The sequence below is a fragment of the Brevundimonas kwangchunensis genome (assembly GCF_039523815.1).
In the GTDB taxonomy this organism is placed as follows: domain Bacteria; phylum Pseudomonadota; class Alphaproteobacteria; order Caulobacterales; family Caulobacteraceae; genus Brevundimonas; species Brevundimonas kwangchunensis.
Genome location: NZ_BAAAGA010000005.1, coordinates 113,250 through 132,016 on the forward strand (window position 1 = coordinate 113,250; position 18,767 = coordinate 132,016).

Annotated in this window: 21 protein-coding genes; 13 read left to right on the forward strand and 8 right to left on the reverse strand. The window is 67.4% G+C overall.

The window, feature by feature from the left end:
* Both ABDZ95_RS09690 and ABDZ95_RS09695 read right to left on the reverse strand, forming a co-directional pair.
* Entirely contained in the window at positions 1-570 is a 570-nt protein-coding gene (locus tag ABDZ95_RS09690) for a hypothetical protein (RefSeq protein ID WP_343793139.1), read from the reverse strand.
* Positions 567-1,070, reverse strand: coding sequence for an RNA polymerase sigma factor (locus ABDZ95_RS09695; protein WP_343793141.1), 504 nt, complete (start codon positions 1,068-1,070; stop codon positions 567-569). The genes ABDZ95_RS09690 and ABDZ95_RS09695 overlap by 4 nt, the downstream gene beginning before the upstream one ends.
* 112 nt (positions 1,071-1,182) lie before the next feature.
* Between ABDZ95_RS09695 and ABDZ95_RS09700 the strand changes: the two genes are divergently transcribed.
* Both ABDZ95_RS09700 and ABDZ95_RS09705 read left to right on the forward strand, forming a co-directional pair.
* Positions 1,183-1,476 carry a hypothetical protein gene (locus ABDZ95_RS09700; RefSeq protein WP_343793143.1) on the forward strand — a complete coding sequence of 98 codons (294 nt, stop codon included), beginning with the start codon at positions 1,183-1,185 and terminating at the stop codon, positions 1,474-1,476.
* 293 nt (positions 1,477-1,769) lie between these two features.
* Complete coding sequence (locus ABDZ95_RS09705; protein ID WP_343793145.1) at positions 1,770-2,150, forward strand: thioredoxin family protein; 381 nt, start codon at positions 1,770-1,772, stop codon at positions 2,148-2,150.
* Here the strand turns inward: ABDZ95_RS09705 and ABDZ95_RS09710 are convergent, their stop codons facing one another.
* On the reverse strand, positions 2,151-2,615 hold the full coding sequence (locus ABDZ95_RS09710) for a low molecular weight protein-tyrosine-phosphatase (RefSeq protein ID WP_343793147.1): 465 nt from the start codon (positions 2,613-2,615) through the stop codon (positions 2,151-2,153).
* A gap of 236 nt (positions 2,616-2,851) precedes the next feature.
* Between ABDZ95_RS09710 and ABDZ95_RS09715 the strand changes: the two genes are divergently transcribed.
* On the forward strand, positions 2,852-4,402 hold the full coding sequence (locus ABDZ95_RS09715; RefSeq protein ID WP_343793149.1) for a trypsin-like peptidase domain-containing protein: 1,551 nt from the start codon (positions 2,852-2,854) through the stop codon (positions 4,400-4,402).
* A gap of 37 nt (positions 4,403-4,439) precedes the next feature.
* Here ABDZ95_RS09715 and mutL read toward each other — a convergent pair whose 3' ends face one another.
* Positions 4,440-6,305: a DNA mismatch repair endonuclease MutL gene (gene mutL, locus ABDZ95_RS09720; protein ID WP_343793151.1), complete on the reverse strand. Its 1,866-nt coding sequence runs from the start codon at positions 6,303-6,305 to the stop codon at positions 4,440-4,442.
* Positions 6,306-6,426: 121 nt separating this feature from the next.
* On the opposite strand from mutL, the gene serS reads away from it, so the two are divergent.
* From serS to ABDZ95_RS09765, 9 genes are all read left to right on the forward strand, one after another.
* Positions 6,427-7,710: a serine--tRNA ligase gene (serS, locus tag ABDZ95_RS09725; protein ID WP_343793153.1), complete on the forward strand. Its 1,284-nt coding sequence runs from the start codon at positions 6,427-6,429 to the stop codon at positions 7,708-7,710.
* Positions 7,711-7,835: 125 nt separating this feature from the next.
* Positions 7,836-8,240 (forward strand): hypothetical protein, encoded by a 405-nt coding sequence (locus tag ABDZ95_RS09730; protein WP_343793155.1) that lies wholly within the window; start codon positions 7,836-7,838, stop codon positions 8,238-8,240.
* A gap of 79 nt (positions 8,241-8,319) precedes the next feature.
* On the forward strand, positions 8,320-9,111 hold the full coding sequence (gene surE / locus ABDZ95_RS09735) for a 5'/3'-nucleotidase SurE (protein WP_343793157.1): 792 nt from the start codon (positions 8,320-8,322) through the stop codon (positions 9,109-9,111).
* Positions 9,108-9,752 (forward strand): protein-L-isoaspartate(D-aspartate) O-methyltransferase, encoded by a 645-nt coding sequence (locus ABDZ95_RS09740; protein WP_343793159.1) that lies wholly within the window; start codon positions 9,108-9,110, stop codon positions 9,750-9,752. Before surE ends, ABDZ95_RS09740 begins: the two co-directional genes overlap by 4 nt.
* A gap of 93 nt (positions 9,753-9,845) precedes the next feature.
* Entirely contained in the window at positions 9,846-10,946 is a 1,101-nt protein-coding gene (locus ABDZ95_RS09745; protein ID WP_343793161.1) for a peptidoglycan DD-metalloendopeptidase family protein, read from the forward strand.
* Positions 10,947-11,063: 117 nt separating this feature from the next.
* The gene (gene yajC, locus ABDZ95_RS09750) at positions 11,064-11,378 is read left to right on the forward strand and encodes a preprotein translocase subunit YajC (protein ID WP_343793163.1); all 315 of its coding nucleotides are present in this window, start codon (positions 11,064-11,066) and stop codon (positions 11,376-11,378) included.
* 30 nt (positions 11,379-11,408) lie between these two features.
* Positions 11,409-13,049 (forward strand): protein translocase subunit SecD, encoded by a 1,641-nt coding sequence (gene secD, locus ABDZ95_RS09755; RefSeq protein ID WP_343793165.1) that lies wholly within the window; start codon positions 11,409-11,411, stop codon positions 13,047-13,049.
* A 4-nt stretch (positions 13,050-13,053) separates the two neighbouring features.
* On the forward strand, positions 13,054-14,040 hold the full coding sequence (gene secF, locus ABDZ95_RS09760; RefSeq protein WP_343793167.1) for a protein translocase subunit SecF: 987 nt from the start codon (positions 13,054-13,056) through the stop codon (positions 14,038-14,040).
* 73 nt (positions 14,041-14,113) lie between these two features.
* Entirely contained in the window at positions 14,114-14,749 is a 636-nt protein-coding gene (locus ABDZ95_RS09765; RefSeq protein WP_343793169.1) for a squalene/phytoene synthase family protein, read from the forward strand.
* Between the two features lie 10 nt (positions 14,750-14,759).
* Here the strand turns inward: ABDZ95_RS09765 and ABDZ95_RS09770 are convergent, their stop codons facing one another.
* Genes ABDZ95_RS09770 through trmFO form a run of 4 tightly spaced genes read right to left on the reverse strand, consistent with a single transcriptional unit; the run spans position 14,760 to position 17,752 of the window.
* On the reverse strand, positions 14,760-15,227 hold the full coding sequence (locus tag ABDZ95_RS09770) for a GNAT family N-acetyltransferase (protein WP_343793171.1): 468 nt from the start codon (positions 15,225-15,227) through the stop codon (positions 14,760-14,762).
* Complete coding sequence (locus ABDZ95_RS09775) at positions 15,224-16,102, reverse strand: oxygenase MpaB family protein (RefSeq protein WP_343793173.1); 879 nt, start codon at positions 16,100-16,102, stop codon at positions 15,224-15,226. Before ABDZ95_RS09775 ends, ABDZ95_RS09770 begins: the two co-directional genes overlap by 4 nt.
* 52 nt (positions 16,103-16,154) lie before the next feature.
* The gene (locus tag ABDZ95_RS09780; RefSeq protein ID WP_343793175.1) at positions 16,155-16,361 is read right to left on the reverse strand and encodes a hypothetical protein; all 207 of its coding nucleotides are present in this window, start codon (positions 16,359-16,361) and stop codon (positions 16,155-16,157) included.
* On the reverse strand, positions 16,361-17,752 hold the full coding sequence (gene trmFO / locus ABDZ95_RS09785) for a methylenetetrahydrofolate--tRNA-(uracil(54)-C(5))-methyltransferase (FADH(2)-oxidizing) TrmFO (RefSeq protein ID WP_343793177.1): 1,392 nt from the start codon (positions 17,750-17,752) through the stop codon (positions 16,361-16,363). Before trmFO ends, ABDZ95_RS09780 begins: the two co-directional genes overlap by 1 nt.
* A 63-nt stretch (positions 17,753-17,815) precedes the next feature.
* Here trmFO and ABDZ95_RS09790 point away from each other — a divergent pair, with 63 nt between their 5' ends.
* Positions 17,816-18,751: a hypothetical protein gene (locus tag ABDZ95_RS09790; protein WP_343793179.1), complete on the forward strand. Its 936-nt coding sequence runs from the start codon at positions 17,816-17,818 to the stop codon at positions 18,749-18,751.
* Positions 18,752-18,767 lie beyond the last annotated feature (16 nt).

Here is an 18,767-nt window from a genome sequence, read left to right on the forward strand (position 1 = left end):
TCAGGCCCGGTCGATGTCCTCCAGCGCCATGCGGTGATCCTCGATCCGCGTCCGGGCGCGACGGGCATGGCGTTCATAGGAAACGGCTGCGGCGGCGAGGAACACAAGGAAGACGCCATACAGAGGGACCGAAACCGGCCCATCCTCGCGCCACGCCATCACGCCGAGGAAGACCAGCGCGGCGAGGCTGACGGCCTGACCGGCGCGGGCCCATCGCAGGCCGGATCGCGCCTGTAGCATCGCCGCCTCCAGCGCCGCGCGGGGCGTGGCCATGTCGCGGGGCGCGGCGCCGCGACGCGCCCACAGGGTGACGGCCAGACCGAAGACGGCGAAAGCGAAGGCGGCCAGACCGATGAGCACAGCCCCGTGACGGACGGCGACCCAGAGTCCCATGCCGCCGGCCACGACAGCGCCGAGGGCCTCGCCCATGAAGTTCAGCCGGCCCAGCAGGGCGCGGCGGCGCACGAAGCGGGCCGTCAGGTCGGGTTCGGCGTCGGGAGCCGACCGGGTCCATGCCTCGGTCAGATCGTTCCAGTCATCCGGGGGCTGGCGGTCTTCGGGGCGGTTCATGGCTGGCCCTCCGGGTTCATCAGGGTTCGCAGTTCAGCGCGGGCGCGGGTCAGGCGGATCGACACGGTATTGGCGTTCAGGCCCAGCATCCCGGCGATCTCGGCTGGACTGAAGCCTTCCAGCGTCAGGCTGGCCGGCTGGCGCAGGGACAGCGGCAGGCTGCGGACCGCGTCGGCGAGGCGTTCGCGCAGATCGTCGGCCTCGACCCGGTCGTGGGGCGACGGCTCGGTGGAGGGCAGGGCCTCGTCCAGAACAGAGCGCCGCGGGGCGGCGGCCTCGCGTGACACATGGGTCACCGCCCGATTGTGCGCTACGCGGGCGAGGAAGGCCCGGATCGGGGACTCACCGCGCCACGACGGCAGGGCGCGCCAGACGGCCAGAAGGATCTCCTGCTCCAGCTCGCGCCGACGCTCGGGATCGGCCTCGTAGCTGCCGGCGATGCGACGGATCATCGGCCCGTGCTCGCCGACCAGCGCCTCGAAGGTCGCATCCCTGCCCAAACTGTTCGGTCCTCATCGTATCGGCGCCGGAAAGTGGAGCCTGCTCTGAAAGACTCGCCGATCGGCCGGGACTTTCACATCGACACCGGATTTTATCGAGGAGACGAGACCGATGACTGTCGAAACCACCGAAGCCGTCACCAACGCCGCCGCGCCGTCTGGCGTACGCAAGGGCCGGGCGTTTCTCTGGACGATGGCGGGCCTGTTGGCGGTCTGCGCCGTCGGGGCGTGGATTTCTCTGGGCGTGGGGCTGTATCTGGACGTGTCGAAGGGGACGCGCCTGATCCTGGCGGTTGCGGCGGCCCTGTCGACCGAGCTGCTGTTCTGGACGTGCGCGGCGGCGCTGGGCGTGTCGGTGTTCGAGGCCCGCAAGCGGATATGGCGGAAGATCACCGGGCGCGGCTGAAGCCCGGCGCGAGGCCGCAGGCCATGTCATGATCCCGTCGACAAACATGGATTGAGCGCGTCCTGAAAGTAGCCGAGAATGAGGTGGACGCGGCCGGTGAAGCCGCGCGGGGGATTCGAAGAATGAAACCTGTTGCCTTCTCGCTGATGGCCGCGTGCGCGCTGGCGGGCTGTGCATCCACGTCCGGGCCGGTCGCGCCAGTGACGCCCCATACGGCGGCTGTTGCGCCCGCGCCTGTAACGCCGGAGCCGCCCCGGCCGCAGGCGCGCTCCTATCATGTCAGCGATAACGCTATGGGCGACGTCGATGCGGCGCTGGAGCGCGCCGGGGCCTCCGGCAAGCGGGTCCTGCTGGTCATGGGCGCCAACTGGTGCAGCGACAGCCGCGCGCTGGCCGGCTGGCTGGAGACCGAACGGTTCGCCGCCCTGATCGAGCGCAAGTACGAACTGGTGTTCGTGAACATCGGCATGCCCCGCACCGGCGACGGCCACAACCTGGCCATCGCCCGCCGGTTCGGCGTTCCTGAACTGCCGGGACTGCCCAACGTCCTCGTTCTCACCGCCGACGGCACACTGGTGAACCCCTCGACCGCCACCAGCTGGCGCAACGCCGAGAGCCGGTCGGGCGACGCGATCTACGAGGAACTGGCGATGCTGGCCGATCGCGGAGTCTGATCAGCCGCGCCGGCCGAGCTGATCCACCAGCCCTCGCGCCGCGTCGGTGACCTCGGCCCAGGTCACGTCGAAGCCCGCCTCGTCCCCGAACCACGGATCGACCACGCCCTGGCCCTCGCGGCCGGGGACGTGGTCGAGCAGCAGGCTGAGCCGCGCGGTGGCGTCCGCCGGCGCCAGCTTTCGCAGGTCCTTCAGATTGTCGAGGTCCAGCGCCACGATGTGGTCGAAGCGGCGGAAGTCGGCGCGGGTGACCTGACGGGCGCGAAGGGCGGTGATGTCGACGCCGTTGCGGGCCGCCGTGGCGACGGCGCGCGGATCGGGCGGCTCGCCCGCATGCCAGTTCCCGGTGCCGGCCGAGTCGACGATCAGGTCGAGCCGGCGACGCCGCGCCTCCTCACGCAGGGCGGCCTCGGCGAGGGGCGAGCGACAGATGTTGCCGAGGCAGACGAAGAGGATGGAGGGCATGGAGGATGACTGTAGCAAAGAGCAAGTGACGGGCGAGATGGCCAAGCGATTGTAAAATCCTATGGCTTCGACACATCACCAGATTGACGATATGGCGCGAGCGCCTAAACCTATGCGGGAGGCCTCCTCGCATAGCGCGCTGTCGAAACTGCGGCGTCTGACTCAACGTCTGATACAAAAGGCCCGACGACCGTGACGAATGGTCCGCCCCGTCGGAGAAGGAGGAGGCCTCACCCATGTCCACGTTGTCGCCCGACCTGATGAGCGTCGCTGCTCTGCACGCGAAACTGGGCATCGGCAACGCAGAGGCGAAGTTCCTCTCTCGGCATGTGCGTTATCGATACCGGGCGGCGCAAATACCGAAACGCCGCGGCGGCAATCGCACGCTCTTGGCACCTGATGATCGGCTTAAGTTTCATCAGCGTGAACTGCTCGATCTCCTGACGCCTCTATATCGGTCAAAGCCAGCCGTTCACGGATTCGTTGCCGACCGGAGCCCGATCACCAACGCCAACGCGCACCAAGGCCGGCCATATCTGCTGAACCTTGATCTCTCCAACTACTTCGGAGCCATCACCCGCAATCGTGTGAAGGGTGTTCTGATCGCTGTCGGGATACCTACAGCTGTCGCAGAATCAATCTGCGATTTAACGGTGGTCGACAATCAGCTACCCCAAGGTGCGCCGACCTCTCCACTGTTGGCCAACATGGTTACTTTTCGTCTTGATAAAGATCTTACAGCATTCGCCAAGACTCATCGCCTGAGATACACCCGGTACGCTGACGATATAACATTCTCGAGCTATGTCAGGCCCACAGTATTATTCGTAGATGCCGAGCCGTTTCCCGGTAGGATTGATATATCTGACATTGCCCCCGCTCTGTCTGGCCTGATTACGGGTAATAATTTTTCTCTCAATCCTGACAAGGCGAGATACTGCGCTCAGAAGACTCGTAAGCAAGTGACGGGTTTAGTTGTTAACGAGTTCACAAATGTGAGGCGCGATTTCGTGAGAAATGTTCGATCGAGCCTATATCGAATGGAAACTCTCGGTTTGAACGCAGCCGAGCTTGAGTACCAAGCCAAGTACGGGTCGAAATCTCAAATTTCTTCGGTAGTGCGGGGTAGGCTCGAGTGGATTGCGCAGGTCAGAGGTCGAAGCTTCGACCCATATCGTGTACTCGCAGCGAGATTTAACCTTCTCTACCCGGATTCACCGCTCCGTATAGATCCGACGAACGAGGAAATTTTAGACAGGGCGATATTCGTCGTTGAGTACGGGAAGGGCAAGAAGATGAGTCAAGGCTCTGCGTTCTTCCTTGACGGAGTCGGACTGGTAACGGCTCATCATGTCCTAGCTAAGATGCCTTCTGGCTGGGCCACGCTCTATCGTGCGGCCAGTCCAACGATCAAATATCAAGCGCGCATGAGCTCCAAAGCCTGCTCACATCGCGACCTGGCGATACTCGAACACAACGTACCAACGCATGAGCAAGCCTTCTTGAAGCAGGCCGCAGGAGTCGATCGTATCAAAGCCACGGTTACAGTGGTCGGATATCCAGATTTTGGTCCGGGCGACAATCTGATCCAAAAGCAGGGACGGATCGTGGGTCGGAATATCAAGAGCGCAGTGAGATACGTCGAAGTTGACATGCAAGTTGGTGATGGGTTGAGCGGCGCACCAATTATCAATGATCGCTATGAAGTCGTTGCTGTCGGGCACAAGGGCGGCCCTCAAGAATCAAAACAGCTAGGCATCGATATTGTGGAGATCAGCGGCCTCTGATGCGCCGGAGCAGAATCCTGAGTCACACACGGCAAACCTACCGCCGCCCGAACAGCTTCTCCAGATCCCCCAGCTTCAGCTCCACATAGGTCGGCCTTCCGTGGTTGCACTGGCCGCTGTGCGGGGTGGCTTCCATCTGCCTGAGAAGGGCGTTCATCTCCGGGGCGGACAGAACGCGGCCGGCGCGGACGCTGCCGTGGCACGCCATCGTCCCGCAGACCTCGGCCATGCGCTCCTTCAGCGACAGGGCGGCGCCGTGTTCGGCGAGGTCGTCGGCGATGTCGCGGATCAGGCCCTGGACGTCCGTGTCGCCCAGCAGGGCCGGGGTCTCGCGGACGAGGACGGCGCCGGCGCCGAAGGGCTCGACGATCAGGCCCAGCTCGGCAAGTTCATCCGCCTTGCCGGCGACGCGCTCGGCCTCGGCGGGGTCCAGTTCGACGACTTCGGGCGCGAGCAGGGCCTGCCGGGTGACGGCGCCCTCGGCCATCTGGGCTTTCATCCGCTCATAGACGAGGCGCTCGTGCGCCGCGTGCTGGTCGACGACGACCAGACCGTCGCGGGTCTGGGCGACGATGTAGGTGCCGTGGAGCTGGGCGCGGGCGGCGCCGAGGGGGAAGTCGATCTCCGAGGGCGGAAGGGATGGGGGATTGGGAATTGGGGATTGGGGTGAGCTCAACCCCGGCGGCAGCAGGTCCTCGACGCGGGCCGAGCGTTCGTTGAGGCCGGGGAGGATCTGGGCGCTCTGGGAGGCTGGAGCGGCCCAGCCCTGCCAGCCGCTCCAGCCCTGGGCCGAGGGGGAGGTGGGGCTGTATGCGGGGGCGGCGACGCCTTCGTGGGCGCGGAAGCCGCTGAGCGCGTCTGCGGCGACGGTCGTCGAGGCTCGGTGACCGGCAGCGGCGAGGGCGTGGCGCAGGGCGCCGACGATGAGGCCGCGCACGAGGGCGGGGTCGCGGAAACGGACCTCGGCCTTCGCCGGGTGGACGTTCACGTCGACGTACAGCGGATCGATGTCGAGGAAGAGGACGGCGGCCGGGTGGCGGTCGCGGGCGAGGAAGTCGGCGTAGGCGCCGCGCAGGGCGCCTTGCAGCAGGCGATCCTTCACCGGGCGGCCGTTGACGAACAGATACTGGTGGGCGGCGTTGCCTCTGGAGTAGGTCGGCAGGCCCGCATAGCCGGTCAGGCGGACGCCGTCGCGTTCCTGATCGATCAGCAGGGCGTTGGCCTCGAAGTCCCGGCCCAGCAGGGCGGCGAGGCGCTTCAGCCGGCCGTGGTCGCCGGGGTGTTCGGGGGGCAGGCGCAGCACGGTCTTGCCGTCGAGGTCGAGGGTGAAGGCGACGGCCTCGTGCGCCATGGCCTGGCGCTTGATCTCTTCCGAGATAGCCATGGCCTCGGCGCGCTCGGATTTCATGAACTTCAGGCGCGCAGGCGTAGCGTAGAAGAGGTCGCGGACCTCGACGCGGGCGCCGTGCGGGCCGGGGAAGCCGGCGGGGGCGACGGGGCGCTGGTCGCCGCCCTCGACGGTGATCTGGTGCGCGTCTCCGCCTTCTTTCGGGCGGCTGGTGATGGTCAGGCGGGCGACCGAGCCGATCGAGGGCAGGGCCTCGCCGCGGAAGCCCAGGGTGTGGATGCGCAGCAGGTCGACGTCGCCGGCGTCGTCGGGCTCGAGCTTGGATGTGGCGTGCCGCTCGACGCACAGGGCCAGCTGATCCGGCGCCATGCCGTGCCCGTCGTCGGCGATCAGGATGCGGCTGAGGCCCCCGCCGTCTGCCTGGATCTCGATGCGGCCGGCCCCCGCGTCCAGCGCGTTCTCGACCAGCTCCTTGATGGCGCTGGACGGCCGCTCGACCACCTCTCCGGCGGCGATGCGGTTCACGGTCTCGGGAGGAAGGCGACGGATCGGCATGGATTCGCAAGTATGGCGTGGTTTGGGAGGGGCAAGAAGGGGCGATGGAGAGGTGAGGCGGCGTGCGACTTGGCTGAATCCCCCCCGGACGCTAGAGCATCGCTTCCCAAGGAGACTGACCATGCACGATATCCGCGCCATCCGTGACAACCCCGCCGCCTTCGTGGCCGGGTGGTCGTCGCGCGGGGTCGAGGAGGCCGACGGGCTGGTGGCGGACCTGCTGCGGCTGGACAAGGAGCTGCGCGCCGCCCAGACGGCGGGGCAGGACGCGCTGTCGAAGCGCAACGCGGCGTCGAAGCTGATCGGCGCGGCCATGGCCAAGAAGGACATGGCCGAGGCGGATCGCCTGAAGGCCGAGGTCGAGACGCTGAAGGGCGATATCGCGGCGGCGGAAGAGGTCGAGGCGAGCGTCGGCAAGGAGTTGCGCGACCTGCTGGCGGGGCTGAAGAACCTGGCCGCCGACGACGTGCCGGATGGCGAGGACGAGGCCGGCAACGTCGAGGTCTCGCGTTGGGGCACGCCGCGCGAGGGCGGCCCGGCCAAGGATCACGCCGATCTGGGCGAGGCCCTGGGCCTGCTGGATTTCGAGGCGGCGGCGAAGATGTCGGGCTCGCGCTTCGCGGTGCTGAAGGGTCAGCTGGCGCGGCTGGAGCGGGCTGTGGCCCAGTTCATGATCGACGTGCAGACGGACCAGCACGGCTATCTGGAGGTCGCCTCGCCCTACATGGTCAAGGCCGAAGCCATGTTCGGCACGGGCCAACTGCCGAAGTTCGAGGAGGACCTGTTCAGGGCCGGCGAGCACTACCTCATTCCCACCGCCGAGGTCTCCCTGACCAACCTCGTGCGCGAACAGATCCTGCCTGAGGGCGAGATTGCGCAGCCGATCCGGATGACGGCGCTGACGCCCTGCTTCCGGGCCGAGGCGGGCTCGGCCGGGCGCGATACGCGCGGCCTGATCCGCCAGCACCAGTTCACCAAGGTCGAGCTGGTCTCGATCACCCGGCCGGAGGACTCCGACGCCGAGCACGAGCGGATGGTGGGCTGCGCCGAGGCGATCCTGCAGGCGCTGGAGCTGCCGTACCGCAAGATGCTGCTGTGCAAGGGCGACATGGGCTTCTCGGCCCGCAAGACCTACGATCTGGAGGTCTGGCTGCCGTCGCAGGGGACCTATCGCGAGATCAGCTCCTGCTCGAACTGCGGGGACTTCCAGGCCCGGCGCATGGACGCCCGGTTCAAGCGGGACGGCGAGAAGAAGACCGAGTTCGTGCACACGCTGAACGGCTCGGGTCTGGCGGTCGGCCGCACACTGGTGGCCATCATGGAGAACTATCAGCAGGACGACGGCACGATCCGCGTGCCGGCGGCGCTGGCTCCCTACATGGGCGGACTGGCGCAGGTCGGCTGACCGGCGACGGATCGGCGGACCCGATCCGTTTGCCATGCATTGGCGTATCGAAAAGCACGGGATGGTCACGCACCTGTCGCAAGATTGCGGCCAAGGTCGGCCATCAGAAGCGGAAGGACACGAGTATGCGTAAGACCCTGATCCTCACCGGAGCCGTGACGGCGGCGCTCGCCCTGACCGGCTGCGCCTCGGCGGGCGGCAACGACGCGCCGCCGCCGTCGTGGTTCAACGCCTCGGGAACCACGTTCGAGGGTTGGGCCCGGGTGCAGGGCGACGAAATCCGCCTGTTCCAGGAAGAGCGCGACCTCACGCTGGGCTTCCCCGGCGACTGCGTCAGCGCGGCCCTGCCGCGCAGCGTGCAGGAGACCGCGCGCGACGTGTCGAGCCGCAAGATCCGCCTGACGGGCCGCGCCGTGGCCTGGGCCGAGCGCGACGGAGCCCAGACCTGGAACTGGCAGGGGACCCGCATCACCAACCTGTGCGGCCGGGACACGATCGTGCTGGCCGACCGGGTCGAGGTGGTGCAGTAGGCCGCACCCTTCGCCCGTCAGGCGAGCGGAGGATTTTTCGGATGCGCTCGGGCGGTCTTCAGACTAGTCAAACCCGACCATGAGAATCCTTCTGACCAACGACGACGGCATCGAGGCCGAGGGCCTTGAGTGTCTGGAGCGCATCGCCCGCACCCTGTCGGACGACGTCTGGGTGTGCGCGCCGCAGACCGAGCAGTCGGCCAAGGGCAGGGGCATCACCCTGACCGAACCGCTGCGCGTGAACCGGTTCGGCGAGAAGCGCTTCGCGGTGACCGGAACGCCGACGGACTGCGTGATCCTGGCGGTCAACGATCTGATGCCAGAGAAGCCGGATCTGGTGCTGTCGGGCGTCAATCGCGGGCACAACGTCGGCGAGGACGTCAGCTACTCCGGCACGGTCGCCGGGGCGTTGCAGGGCATGGCCTTCGGCATTCGCTCGATCGCGTTGAGCCAGAGCCTCGAGCGCTTCCACGACGAGGTGACCGCGCACTGGGAGACGGCCGAGGCCTTCGCCCCCGCCATCATCAGCCGCCTTCTGGCCCAGCCGTGGGCGAACGGAGTGGTGATGAACCTGAACTTCCCGAACCGGAAACCGGAGGACGTGACCGAGGTCGAGGTGACGCGTCAGGGCTTCCGCGATATCGGCGAGATGCACGCCATTCGGCGCACCGATCTGCGCGGCCGCGACTACTACTGGATGAGCTTCCGCGGCGAGAAGCAGGAGCATGCCGAGGGCACCGACCTGCGCGCGATGGACGAGGGCCGGATTTCGGTCAGCCCCCTGCATATCGACCTGACCCATATGTCCAGCGTCAACGACCTGAAGAAGGTGCTGGGCGGCGCCCCGCCGAAGACGGTGGCCGCCGAATGAAGCTGAACGACGACCGTGCCGGCCGGCTGATTCTGGGTCTGAGGCAGCAGGGGGTCACCGATCCGCGCGTGCTGACGGCCATGGAATCGATCGACCGCGCGGTCTTCGTGCACGAGAAATTCCTCGATCAGGCGTGGGAGGATCAGGCCCTGCCGATCGACTGCGCCCAGACGATCAGCCAGCCCTACATCGTCGGCCTGATGACCCAGGCGCTGGACGTTCAGGCGCGCCACCGGGTGCTGGAGATCGGCACCGGCAGCGGCTACCAAGCCGCGGTGCTGAGCCGGCTGGCGCGCTATGTGTACTCGGTGGAGCGCTACCGCAGCCTGCTGACCGAGGCCGAGGCCAAGCTGCGGCAGCTCGACATCGACAATGTCATCACCCGCCACGGCGACGGCGGTCTGGGCTGGCCCGAACAGGCGCCGTTCGACCGGATCATGGTCACGGCCGCGGCGCCGGGCGAGCCGACCGAGCTGCTGAAGCAGCTCAAGCCCGGCGGGGTGCTGGTCTGTCCGGTGGGGCGCAGCTCGGTGCAGATGCTGCACCGCTACGTCGGCCAGCCCGACGGCAGCTTCCGCCGCGAGAGCCTGACCGAGGTGCGGTTCGTGCCGCTTGTCGAGGGTACGGCTAAAGAAGGCTAGGGTAAGGTCCGATTAACCTTCCCGCCCAACTTTGGCGCGGTTCGTGGGGTCTAGGTTCGCGAACTGCGGGCGGCCGGAATCAGGAGCGGGCGAATGGCGATGAACGGCGGACTTCGGGTTCTGGTGTTGTTGGGTGCGGCCAGCGTCTTGGCGGCCTGTTCGACCTATCCGACCGAGCCTCGCTATTCCGTCTATCCGACCGCGCCGCGCGGCGCGGCCCCTGCACCCGGCGCCTATGATACGCCCGCACCGACCGGAGAGGGCGTGATCGGGCGCACCGATCCAGCGACGGAGTCTCCGCTGCCGCGCGGGGCGCCGGTGGCGACGATCGAGGGCGGGGCGCTGGATGCGCCGATCACGGTCTCTCCGCGTCCCTACACCGAGGTTCCCTACAATCCGGGCGGTCGCGCGCCGGCCGCCGGTCCGGCGTCCGAAGGTTTCACCACCCCGCCGCCGCCGTCGTCGAGCGGTGGAGCCGTGCGGCCGGGCGCCAGCTATACGATCCAGTCCGGCGACACGATCTCCGGCATCGGCCGTCGTTTCCAGACGCCCATCCAGCAGCTGATCGACCTGAACGCCCTCGGGCCGCGCGCGGATATCTCGCCGGGCCAGCGCCTGATTCTGCCGGAAGGCGCGATCGATGTGGGCGGCGATCCCTATGCGACCGGCCCATCGCCGGTCGGCGTGGTGACGCCGAACGAAGGCGTGCCTCCGCCGCCCCCGGCGCCGCCCCGTCCAGCCACGCCGCCGCCCGCCCGCCAGCCGGCCGCGACCGCGCCGCCGGCCGCTGCGCCTGCGACAACCAATGTGGGCCTCGATTGGCCTCTGCGCGGGGACATCCTGCGTCGCTTCGGCCCGGTGGGCATGGGCGAGCGCAACAACGGCATCAACATCGGCGCTACGGCCGGAGCCGAGGTCCGCGCCGCGGCGGCCGGCCGGGTCGGCTATGTCGGCGACGACCTCGCGGGGCAGGGGCTGACGGTCCTGATCGTGCACCGCGAAGGCTGGCGGACGGTCTATGGCCACCTCGGCAGCGCGTCGGTCCGGGACGGTGACGAGATCCGCGCAGGTCAGGTGATTGGCACCGCCGGCACCACGGCCGGCGATGGCCGACCGTCGATCCATTTCGAGACCTGGCGCATGCGCGGGGACGAGCCGAACGCGGTCGATCCGCTGACCGTGTTGCCGCGATAACGCACGCTTTGCGGCGTGCCCTCGCGTCGCGTTGCAAAGTGTGACGGCGCACCCTAGTTTCCGCGCCTCATTTTGACCGGGGCGCCTGCGGAAGGCCGCCTCTTCGGGGAAACGCTGATGACGTCTGCCGACGGCGGCCTTATGGCCCAACTGATCACCTTCCTGCCGTTCATCGGCCTGATCGTGCTCTTCTACTTCCTGATGATCCGTCCGCAGCAGAAGCAGATGAAGGCGCACCAGGCCATGGTCGCGGCCCTGAAGCGCGGCGACACCGTCACCTTGTCGAACGGCATGATCGGCAAGGTCACCCGCGTCGAGAACGACGAGGCCATGGTCGAGATCTCGCAGGGCGTGAACGTCCGCGTGGTCAAGTCGATGATCAGCCAGGTCGGCGCCCGCACCGCCATCGCGGCCAACGACGCCAAGGCCTGATCGGCGCACTGAAAGGCTGGGGCGACCCGCATGATCCATCTGTCTCGCTGGAAGATCACTCTTCTCGCCCTGTCCCTTCTGTTCGGGTTGTTGTTCGCCTTCCCGAATGTCCTGAGCCAAGCCCAGCGCGATGCGCTGCCGTCGTGGCTGCCCTCGAGCGGCGTCAATCTCGGCCTCGACCTGCAGGGCGGTTCATACCTGCTGCTGGAAGTCGACACCCCGGCGATGAGCGAGAAGCGTCTCTCCAACCTCGGTGAGGATACGCGCAGCATCCTGCAGGAAGCGGGCGTCGGCGTGAGCGCCATCGCCCGGCAGGGCAACGGCGTCGTGATCACCCTCGCCGATCCGGCGCAGATGGATACGGCCCTGACGTCGATGCGGGCGCTGCTCAACACCGGCACGGCCGGCGTTCCGAACCGGACGGTTACCCGTCAGGGCGACAACCGTATCCGCTACGCGTACACCGACCAGGCCATGGCGGCGATGCCGGCCGAGGCCGTCAGCCAGTCGATCGAGGTCGTTCGCCGTCGTCTGGACTCGAGCGGCACCAAGGAAATCTCGATTGCTCGCCAAGGCGCCGAGCGCATCGTCGTTCAGGCTCCGGGCCAGAGCGATCCGGCCGAACTGGAACGTCTGGTGGGCCAGACCGCCCAGCTAACCTTCCAGATGGTGAACAGCGATCCGCAGGCCATGCGCGACGCCATCGCCGGCACGGTGCCTCCGGGCTATCTGCTGGTGATGGACATCGACGGCGCCACGCCGCTGCTGGTCGAGCGCCGCATCATGGTATCGGGCGAGAATCTGACCCGCGCCGGCGTTGGCACCGATCAGAACAGCCGCACCGCCATCGACTTCCGCTTCGACGGCGTCGGCGGACGCCGCTTTGGCGCAGCCACGGCCGCCAACCTGGGCGAGCGCTTCGCCATCCTGCTGGACGGCAAGGTCATCTCGGCCCCGACCATCCAGAGCGCCATCACCGGCGGCAGCGGCCAGATCACCGGCAACTTCTCCCTGGCGGAGGCCTCCGAGCTCGTGAACCTGCTGAACGGCGGCGCCCTGCCGGCTCCGTTGAAGGTCGAGGAGCGCCGGACCGTGACCGCCGAACTGGGCGCAGACGCCGTGCGTAACGGCGCGATCTCGACCGCCGTCGGCTTCATCATCATCGTCGCCTTCATGCTGGGCGCCTACGGTCTGCTGTTCGGCGGCATCTCGGTCATCGGTCTGCTGCTGAACGGCCTGCTGATCATCGCCTCCATGTCGCTGATCGGCGCGACCCTGACCCTGCCGGGCATCGCCGGTCTGGTGTTGACCTTCGCCGTGGCCGTGGATGCCAACGTGCTGATCTACGAGCGGATGCGCGACGAGGCCCGACAGGGACGCAGCGTCATCGCTTCGGCGGACGCCGGCTTCAACAAGGCCATGGGCACCATCGTGGACGCCAACCTGACAACCCTGGTCGCCGCGCTGATCATGTTCATCTTCGGCGCCGGCCCGGTCCGCGGCTTCGCCTGGACCCTGACTATCGGCGTCTTCACCTCGATGCTGTCCTCGGTGCTGGTCGCCCAGGTGGGCGTCGGCCTGTGGCTGAAGTACGCTAAACCCAAGACACTGCCGATCTCCGAGGGCGTTGCGCCTCCGGCCGGCAAGACCGCCAAAGCGGCGGCGGAGTAAGACGATGCGTGGTTGGCCTCTCATCAAACTGCTGCCGCAGAAGACGAACTTCCGCTTCGTGAAGTACGCGCTACCGGCGGGCATCCTGTCGGTCGTGCTGTCGGTCGCCTCGATCGTCGGCTGCTTCTATCCCGGCCTGAATATGGGCATCGACTTCCGCGGGGGCGCCTCGATCGAGGTGTCCAAGCCTGCGGGCGTGGTGCTCGAACTCGACCAGTTGCGCGGCGCGGTCGGCGAACTGGGGCTGGGCGATGTCCAGGTGCAGGGCATCGCCAGACGCGACAACAACGCGGCCGACGGCTCCAGCGCCGTGGTCCGCTTCCAGATCCCGGAAGGCAGTGACCAGAGCGCCATTGTTCAGCGCGTGGAAGGTGCGATCAGCGAAAGCGTCGGGCAGGTGACCTATTCGGGCGTCGAGGTCGTGGGCTCCAAGGTCTCGGGCGAGCTGTTCCAGTCCGGCCTGCTGGCGCTCGGCGCGGCCATCGTCCTGATGTTCCTCTACATCTGGTTCCGGTTCGAGCCCCAGTTCGGCTTCGGCGCGGTCATCGGCCTGCTGCACGACGTAGTGCTGACGTTCGGCCTGATCGTCATCATGCGCCTCGAGTTCAGCCTGAACATGGTCGCCGCCATCCTGACGGTCATCGGCTATTCGATGAACGACACCGTCGTCGTGTTCGACCGCCTTCGCGAGAACCTGCGCAAGTACAAGACCATGCCGCTGGCCGAAGTGATCGACCTGTCGCTGAACGAGACCCTGAGCCGTACGATCATCACCGGCGTCACCGCCGTCATGGTTCTGGCGGCGCTGGCCTTCCTCGGCGGCGAGGCCCTGTACGGCTTCTCGATCGCCCTGATGTTCGGCATCGTGATTGGCACCTACTCATCGATCTACGTCGGCGCGCCGATCATCCTGCTGTGGGGCGTGAAGCGCGGCGGCAAGGCCGAAGACGACACCAAGCCGATCAAGCTGGGCATGGCCTCGCGTCCGTAAGGCGCGATATCAGCCAGACCAATCGGGGCCGGGGAGGGCGACCTTCCCGGCCCTTCGTTTCTACAGGGAGCCGATGAGCGCACAGGGCACGACGCTGGACGAACAGGTCCGCACCGCCGACATCGACCGCTGGCTGGCCAGCCGCTTCGTGGCGGACGAAGGCCTGCGCGCCGACCTGATCGTGCTGTACGCCTTCGAGGCGGAACTGATGGCCATCCCGTCGCGGGTGACCCAGCCGCTGCTGGCCGAGATGCGCTACGCCTGGTGGCGGGAGCAGATGGACGGCGTCTTCTCCGGCGTGCCGCGCAAGGGCCATCCGGTGTTGGAGGCCCTGACGGACGTCGTCGTCCGCCACGCCCTGCCGCGCGAGCCCTTCGACGCCCTGATCGAGGCGCACATCGGCCGGGTCCACGGCGAACCGCACGATCTGGACGCCTTCTATGTCGGCCCGACGCAGGCGGCGGTGCATGTGCTGGCCGGGGCGGGGTTCGATGACGCGGTGGCTCCGGCGGCGCGGGTCAGAGCTTTGGCCCAGACGGGGCAGACGGATCAGGCGCGCGCGCTGCGGGGCGAGGCGAACCGGGCGCTGAAGGCCTTGCCGGCATCGGCCTTCCCGGCGGTCGCGCCGGCGGCCCTGCTGAAGCCGGATGCGCCGGAAGCGGTGAAGCGGCTGCGGCTGACCTGGGCTGTGGCGACCGGGCGGATCTGAGCGAGCCCGCTCAGATGTCCAGGTGCAGGAACTGGTTGAAGTCCGTCGCCTCATAGCCGCCGAATGCGTCGCCGTTGGCGAAGCCGCGTCGGCGATACAGGGCGAGCGCGGGTTCGAACGCATCGCCTGAGCCGGTCTCGAGACTCAGGCGCGTCAGGCCGCGGACGCGGGCCTCGGCGATCAGGTGCTCCAGCAGAGCCGCAGCCACGCCTTGACGCAGATGCTCCGGGTGGGTGCGCATGGACTTCAGCTCGCCGACGCCGCCCGGGTGCTGACGCAGGGCGCCGATGCCGGCGATGGCCTCGCCCCGCCAGACGGTCCAGACCGTGATGTCCGGGCCGCTCAGCGCTGACAGATCGAGCGCATGCACGGACTCCGGCGGTGAATACGCCTGCATGCCGCGCAGGTGCAGCGCCAGCAGGTCGCGGGTCGGCTGGCCAGAGAGGTCGTCGATGCGGATGTCGAACGGCTGGCTCATGGATACTCCGTGACCCCGGCAGGCCAGACGGCCTTGTTGGGCGAGTTCTCGAAGGCCCAGCGGATGAAGCGGGCGGTGCTGTGCGCCCCGGCGAGCATCAGGGGGCGGGGCAGGCGCTCGGGCTGGTCGTGCATGGCGCGGGCCCAGGCAGGGAGCAGGTCCATGCCCGCCTGCATGATGACCCCGGCCGCCAGATCCACCGAGGCCTGACCCACGGTCTGGCGCATCACCATCGCGGCGACCTCGTGCGTGCGCGCATCGGCGCGCAATTCGGAGCGGTAGCTCTGGATCAGGGCCTCGGCCTCGGCGCGGGTGCGCGGAACCGGCGCGGCATGCAGGGCCTCGCCCATCCGCGCCATGTCGGCGAAATAGGCGTCCTGCCGAGCCATCGACATGTCCGGTTCGGCATAGCGGATCCACGAGTCGAGGAAGCTGATCGTCTCGGTGACATGGACCCAGGCCAGCAGGTGCGGGTCCGAGACGCGGTACGGCGTGCCGTCCGGCAGCGTCCCTGACAGTTTCGCGTGAATGCGATTGACCTTGTCGATGGCGGCGCGGCCGGCATCGGCGTGGTCATAGGTCGTGGTGGCGATAAACTTCGCCGTCCGGCGCAGCCGGCCATGCATGTCGGCGCGGAAGTCGGAATGATCCCAGACACCCGCCAGCACCGCCGGGTGGAGCATCTGCAGCAGCAGGCCGGACACGCCGCCGATCATCATGGTGACGACGTCGCCGTTGACCTGCCATGCGACCTCGTCGGGAGAGAAAAGGGCGTCGGCGCGACGCAGCACCGGACGCTCGCCCTTGTCGGCGTCGTTGAACACATCGGTGATCTTCCGGCGCACCGCGCGGCGGGCGAAGTCGAGGACTGACATCGGGGAGGCTCCGTACGCCCTGTCTAGCCGCGACTTCGCTGCCTGCGAAGCCTCAGGCCTGACCGGCGGGCGGTTGCAGCGACAGGATCTTGCGATCCAGCCGGGCGACTTCGTCCTCCAGCCGCGCCTTCTCGGACGCCATGTCGACCGGAGTGCCGTCGTCGTAGGTGATCTGCGCGCCCTTCGCGATCAGGTCGAGGCGATAGAGCAGGGTGGTGCGGCGGTCGATCAGGCGGCCGAGTTCGTTGTCTTCGGACATCAGACGGCCGCGTCCCGCCAGGCCTTGAGGGCCTCCATCGCGCGGATGCTCATCAGCCGCTTCTTGGCCCGGCCGCGCTCCTTGGGATGGATGCGCTTGCCGTCATCGTCGACCTTCGGCGCCTCCAGCGGCGGCAGCAGGCCGTAGTTGATGTTCATCGGCTGGAACTTCGATCCCTCGAGGTGTCCGCCCGTGATGTGCTCGACCAGCGCTCCCATGGCCGTCTCCGCCGGCGGCGGGGCGAGGTCGCGGCCCAGAGCCTGCGCGGCGGCCAGACGGCCGGTCAGCAAGCCCATGGCGGCGCTCTCGACGTAGCCCTCGACACCCGTGACCTGTCCGGCGAAGCGCAGGCGCGGCATCGACTTCAGGCGCAGCTGACGATCCAGCAGCTTCGGGCTGTTCAGGAAAGTGTTGCGGTGCAGGCCGCCCAGACGCGCGAACTGCGCATCCTGCAGACCCGGGATCATGCGGAAGACGTCGGTCTGGGCGCCGTGCTTCAGCTTGGTCTGGAAGCCGACCATGTTGAACAGGGTGCCAAGCGCATTGTCCTGACGCAGCTGGACGATGGCGTGCGCCTTGACCGTCGGGTTGCGCGGATTGGTCAGGCCGACCGGCTTCATCGGGCCGTGGCGCAGGGTTTCGCGACCGCGCTCTGCCATGACCTCGATCGGCAGGCAGCCGTCGAAATAGGGGACGTTCTCCCAATCCTTGAACTCGGCCTTGGGTCCGTCCAGCAGGGCGTCGATGAAGGCCTCGTACTGGGGCTTGTCCATCGGCAGGTTGATATAGGCCGCCGCGTCGCCGCCCGGACCCTCTTTGTCATAGCGCGACTGACGCCAGGCGATGTCGAAGTCGATCGAGTCGGCGTGGACGATGGGGGCGATGGCGTCGAAGAAGCTGAGGCTCTCCTCGCCGGTGGCCTTCAGGATGGCGTCGGCGAGGGCGGGGGAGGTCAGCGGGCCGGTGGCGACGATGACGTTGTCCCATTCCTCGGGCGGCAGTCCGGCGATCTCCTCGCGCACTATGGTGACCAGCGGATGGGCTTCCAGCTTCGCCGTCACAGCCTGCGAGAACTGGTCGCGGTCCACGGCAAGGGCGCCGCCGGCGGGCACCATGTTGGCATCTCCGCAAGCCATGATGATCGAATCCAGCGCGCGCATCTCGGCGTGCAGCAGGCCGACGGCGTTGAACTCCCAGTCGTCCGAGCGGAAGGAGTTGGAGCACACCAGCTCGGCAAGGCCGTCGGTGTGGTGGGCGTCGGTCCTGATGCCCGGCACGCCGCGCATCTCGTGCAGGATCACGGGCACGCCGGCATTGGCGATCTGCCACGCGGCTTCCGAACCGGCGAGGCCGCCGCCGATGACATGAATGGGTTTGGGAGCTGCCGTCATGCGCGGCTTCTAGCGACGCAGCGCCAAGGTCGCTAGGCTGACGCTTCGACTTTGGAGGGCATGATGGCTTTTTCGGCGACCGACGCGGCACTTGAAGGCTTCCGGATCGGAAGGCACCAACCGAAGGTGATGCTGTTCTGGGCTCTCGCCTCGCTGATCATCAGCCTGGTCAGCTCGGCGTTGATCGTCGCCCTTTTCGGTGACTCGATGAGCCAACTGATCGCCGCCAGCAACACGCCGGCCACCGATCCGGCGGAGGTTGCGGCCTTGTTCGGACAGATGGCGGGCATGTACGCGGTACTGCTGCCTTTCGTGCTGCTGATTTTCTCGATCTTCACCGGTGCGGTCTATCGGGCGGTTCTTCGGCCGACCGAATCCGGCATGGCCTACCTGCGGCTGGGCGCCACCGAACTGCGCCTCGCCGTGGTGCTGGTCGCACTCTGGGCGCTGTCGATCGTCCTGACGTTCGCACTGGCGCTGTGCATCGGCGTGATCGCTGCGGTTATCGCCATGGCCGCCGGAGGTGGCGGCGCTGGCGCGGGGATCGCCACCGCCCTGATCGTTCTTGTGCTTTATCTGGTCATGATCGCCGGACTGCTGGCGTTCTGGGTCAAGTTTTCGTTCGCCGCACCGATGACCTTCGCCGAAGGGCGGATCCGGATCTTCCAGTCCTGGAAGGCGACGAAGGGGCATTTCTGGCCGTTGCTCGGCGCTTATGTGCTCGCCGGCATTCTGGGGATCATGGTGTCCTTCCTCGGTAGCGCCATCAGCTTCGCCTTCATGATGGCCCTGAGCGGCGCTTCAGCCGGCTCGCTGGATGCAATGTTCCAGATGCTGCAAGCCGATTACACCAGCCTCCAGAGCTTCTTCACGGCGCCGATGATCGCCAATCTGGTGGTGACCTCGTTCTTCTCGGCCCTGACCTACGCCATCTTCCTGGCGCCGCCGGCGGTGGCCTATCGCGACATCGTCGGCGACAAGGGCGCGGCCCGGAGCTGATCCGGGCCTGAGCCGG

What these genes read in the sequence shown, in the direction of transcription:
- secD (WP_343793165.1), top strand. Translation starts at nt 11,409, where the DNA reads ATGATCCATCTGTCTCGCTGGAAGATCACTCTTCTCGCCCTGTCCCTT.
- trmFO (WP_343793177.1), bottom strand. Translation starts at nt 17,752, where the DNA reads ATGACGGCAGCTCCCAAACCCATTCATGTCATCGGCGGCGGCCTCGCC.
- serS (WP_343793153.1), top strand. Translation starts at nt 6,427, where the DNA reads ATGCACGATATCCGCGCCATCCGTGACAACCCCGCCGCCTTCGTGGCC.
- ABDZ95_RS09765 (WP_343793169.1), top strand. Translation starts at nt 14,114, where the DNA reads ATGAGCGCACAGGGCACGACGCTGGACGAACAGGTCCGCACCGCCGAC.
- ABDZ95_RS09740 (WP_343793159.1), top strand. Translation starts at nt 9,108, where the DNA reads ATGAAGCTGAACGACGACCGTGCCGGCCGGCTGATTCTGGGTCTGAGG.
- mutL (WP_343793151.1), bottom strand. Translation starts at nt 6,305, where the DNA reads ATGCCGATCCGTCGCCTTCCTCCCGAGACCGTGAACCGCATCGCCGCC.
- ABDZ95_RS09715 (WP_343793149.1), top strand. Translation starts at nt 2,852, where the DNA reads ATGTCCACGTTGTCGCCCGACCTGATGAGCGTCGCTGCTCTGCACGCG.
- ABDZ95_RS09775 (WP_343793173.1), bottom strand. Translation starts at nt 16,102, where the DNA reads ATGTCAGTCCTCGACTTCGCCCGCCGCGCGGTGCGCCGGAAGATCACC.
- surE (WP_343793157.1), top strand. Translation starts at nt 8,320, where the DNA reads ATGAGAATCCTTCTGACCAACGACGACGGCATCGAGGCCGAGGGCCTT.
- ABDZ95_RS09745 (WP_343793161.1), top strand. Translation starts at nt 9,846, where the DNA reads ATGGCGATGAACGGCGGACTTCGGGTTCTGGTGTTGTTGGGTGCGGCC.
- ABDZ95_RS09705 (WP_343793145.1), top strand. Translation starts at nt 1,770, where the DNA reads ATGGGCGACGTCGATGCGGCGCTGGAGCGCGCCGGGGCCTCCGGCAAG.
- ABDZ95_RS09780 (WP_343793175.1), bottom strand. Translation starts at nt 16,361, where the DNA reads ATGTCCGAAGACAACGAACTCGGCCGCCTGATCGACCGCCGCACCACC.
- ABDZ95_RS09710 (WP_343793147.1), bottom strand. Translation starts at nt 2,615, where the DNA reads ATGCCCTCCATCCTCTTCGTCTGCCTCGGCAACATCTGTCGCTCGCCC.
- ABDZ95_RS09690 (WP_343793139.1), bottom strand. Translation starts at nt 570, where the DNA reads ATGAACCGCCCCGAAGACCGCCAGCCCCCGGATGACTGGAACGATCTG.
- yajC (WP_343793163.1), top strand. Translation starts at nt 11,064, where the DNA reads ATGACGTCTGCCGACGGCGGCCTTATGGCCCAACTGATCACCTTCCTG.
- ABDZ95_RS09700 (WP_343793143.1), top strand. Translation starts at nt 1,183, where the DNA reads ATGACTGTCGAAACCACCGAAGCCGTCACCAACGCCGCCGCGCCGTCT.
- secF (WP_343793167.1), top strand. Translation starts at nt 13,054, where the DNA reads ATGCGTGGTTGGCCTCTCATCAAACTGCTGCCGCAGAAGACGAACTTC.
- ABDZ95_RS09730 (WP_343793155.1), top strand. Translation starts at nt 7,836, where the DNA reads ATGCGTAAGACCCTGATCCTCACCGGAGCCGTGACGGCGGCGCTCGCC.
- ABDZ95_RS09770 (WP_343793171.1), bottom strand. Translation starts at nt 15,227, where the DNA reads ATGAGCCAGCCGTTCGACATCCGCATCGACGACCTCTCTGGCCAGCCG.
- ABDZ95_RS09790 (WP_343793179.1), top strand. Translation starts at nt 17,816, where the DNA reads ATGGCTTTTTCGGCGACCGACGCGGCACTTGAAGGCTTCCGGATCGGA.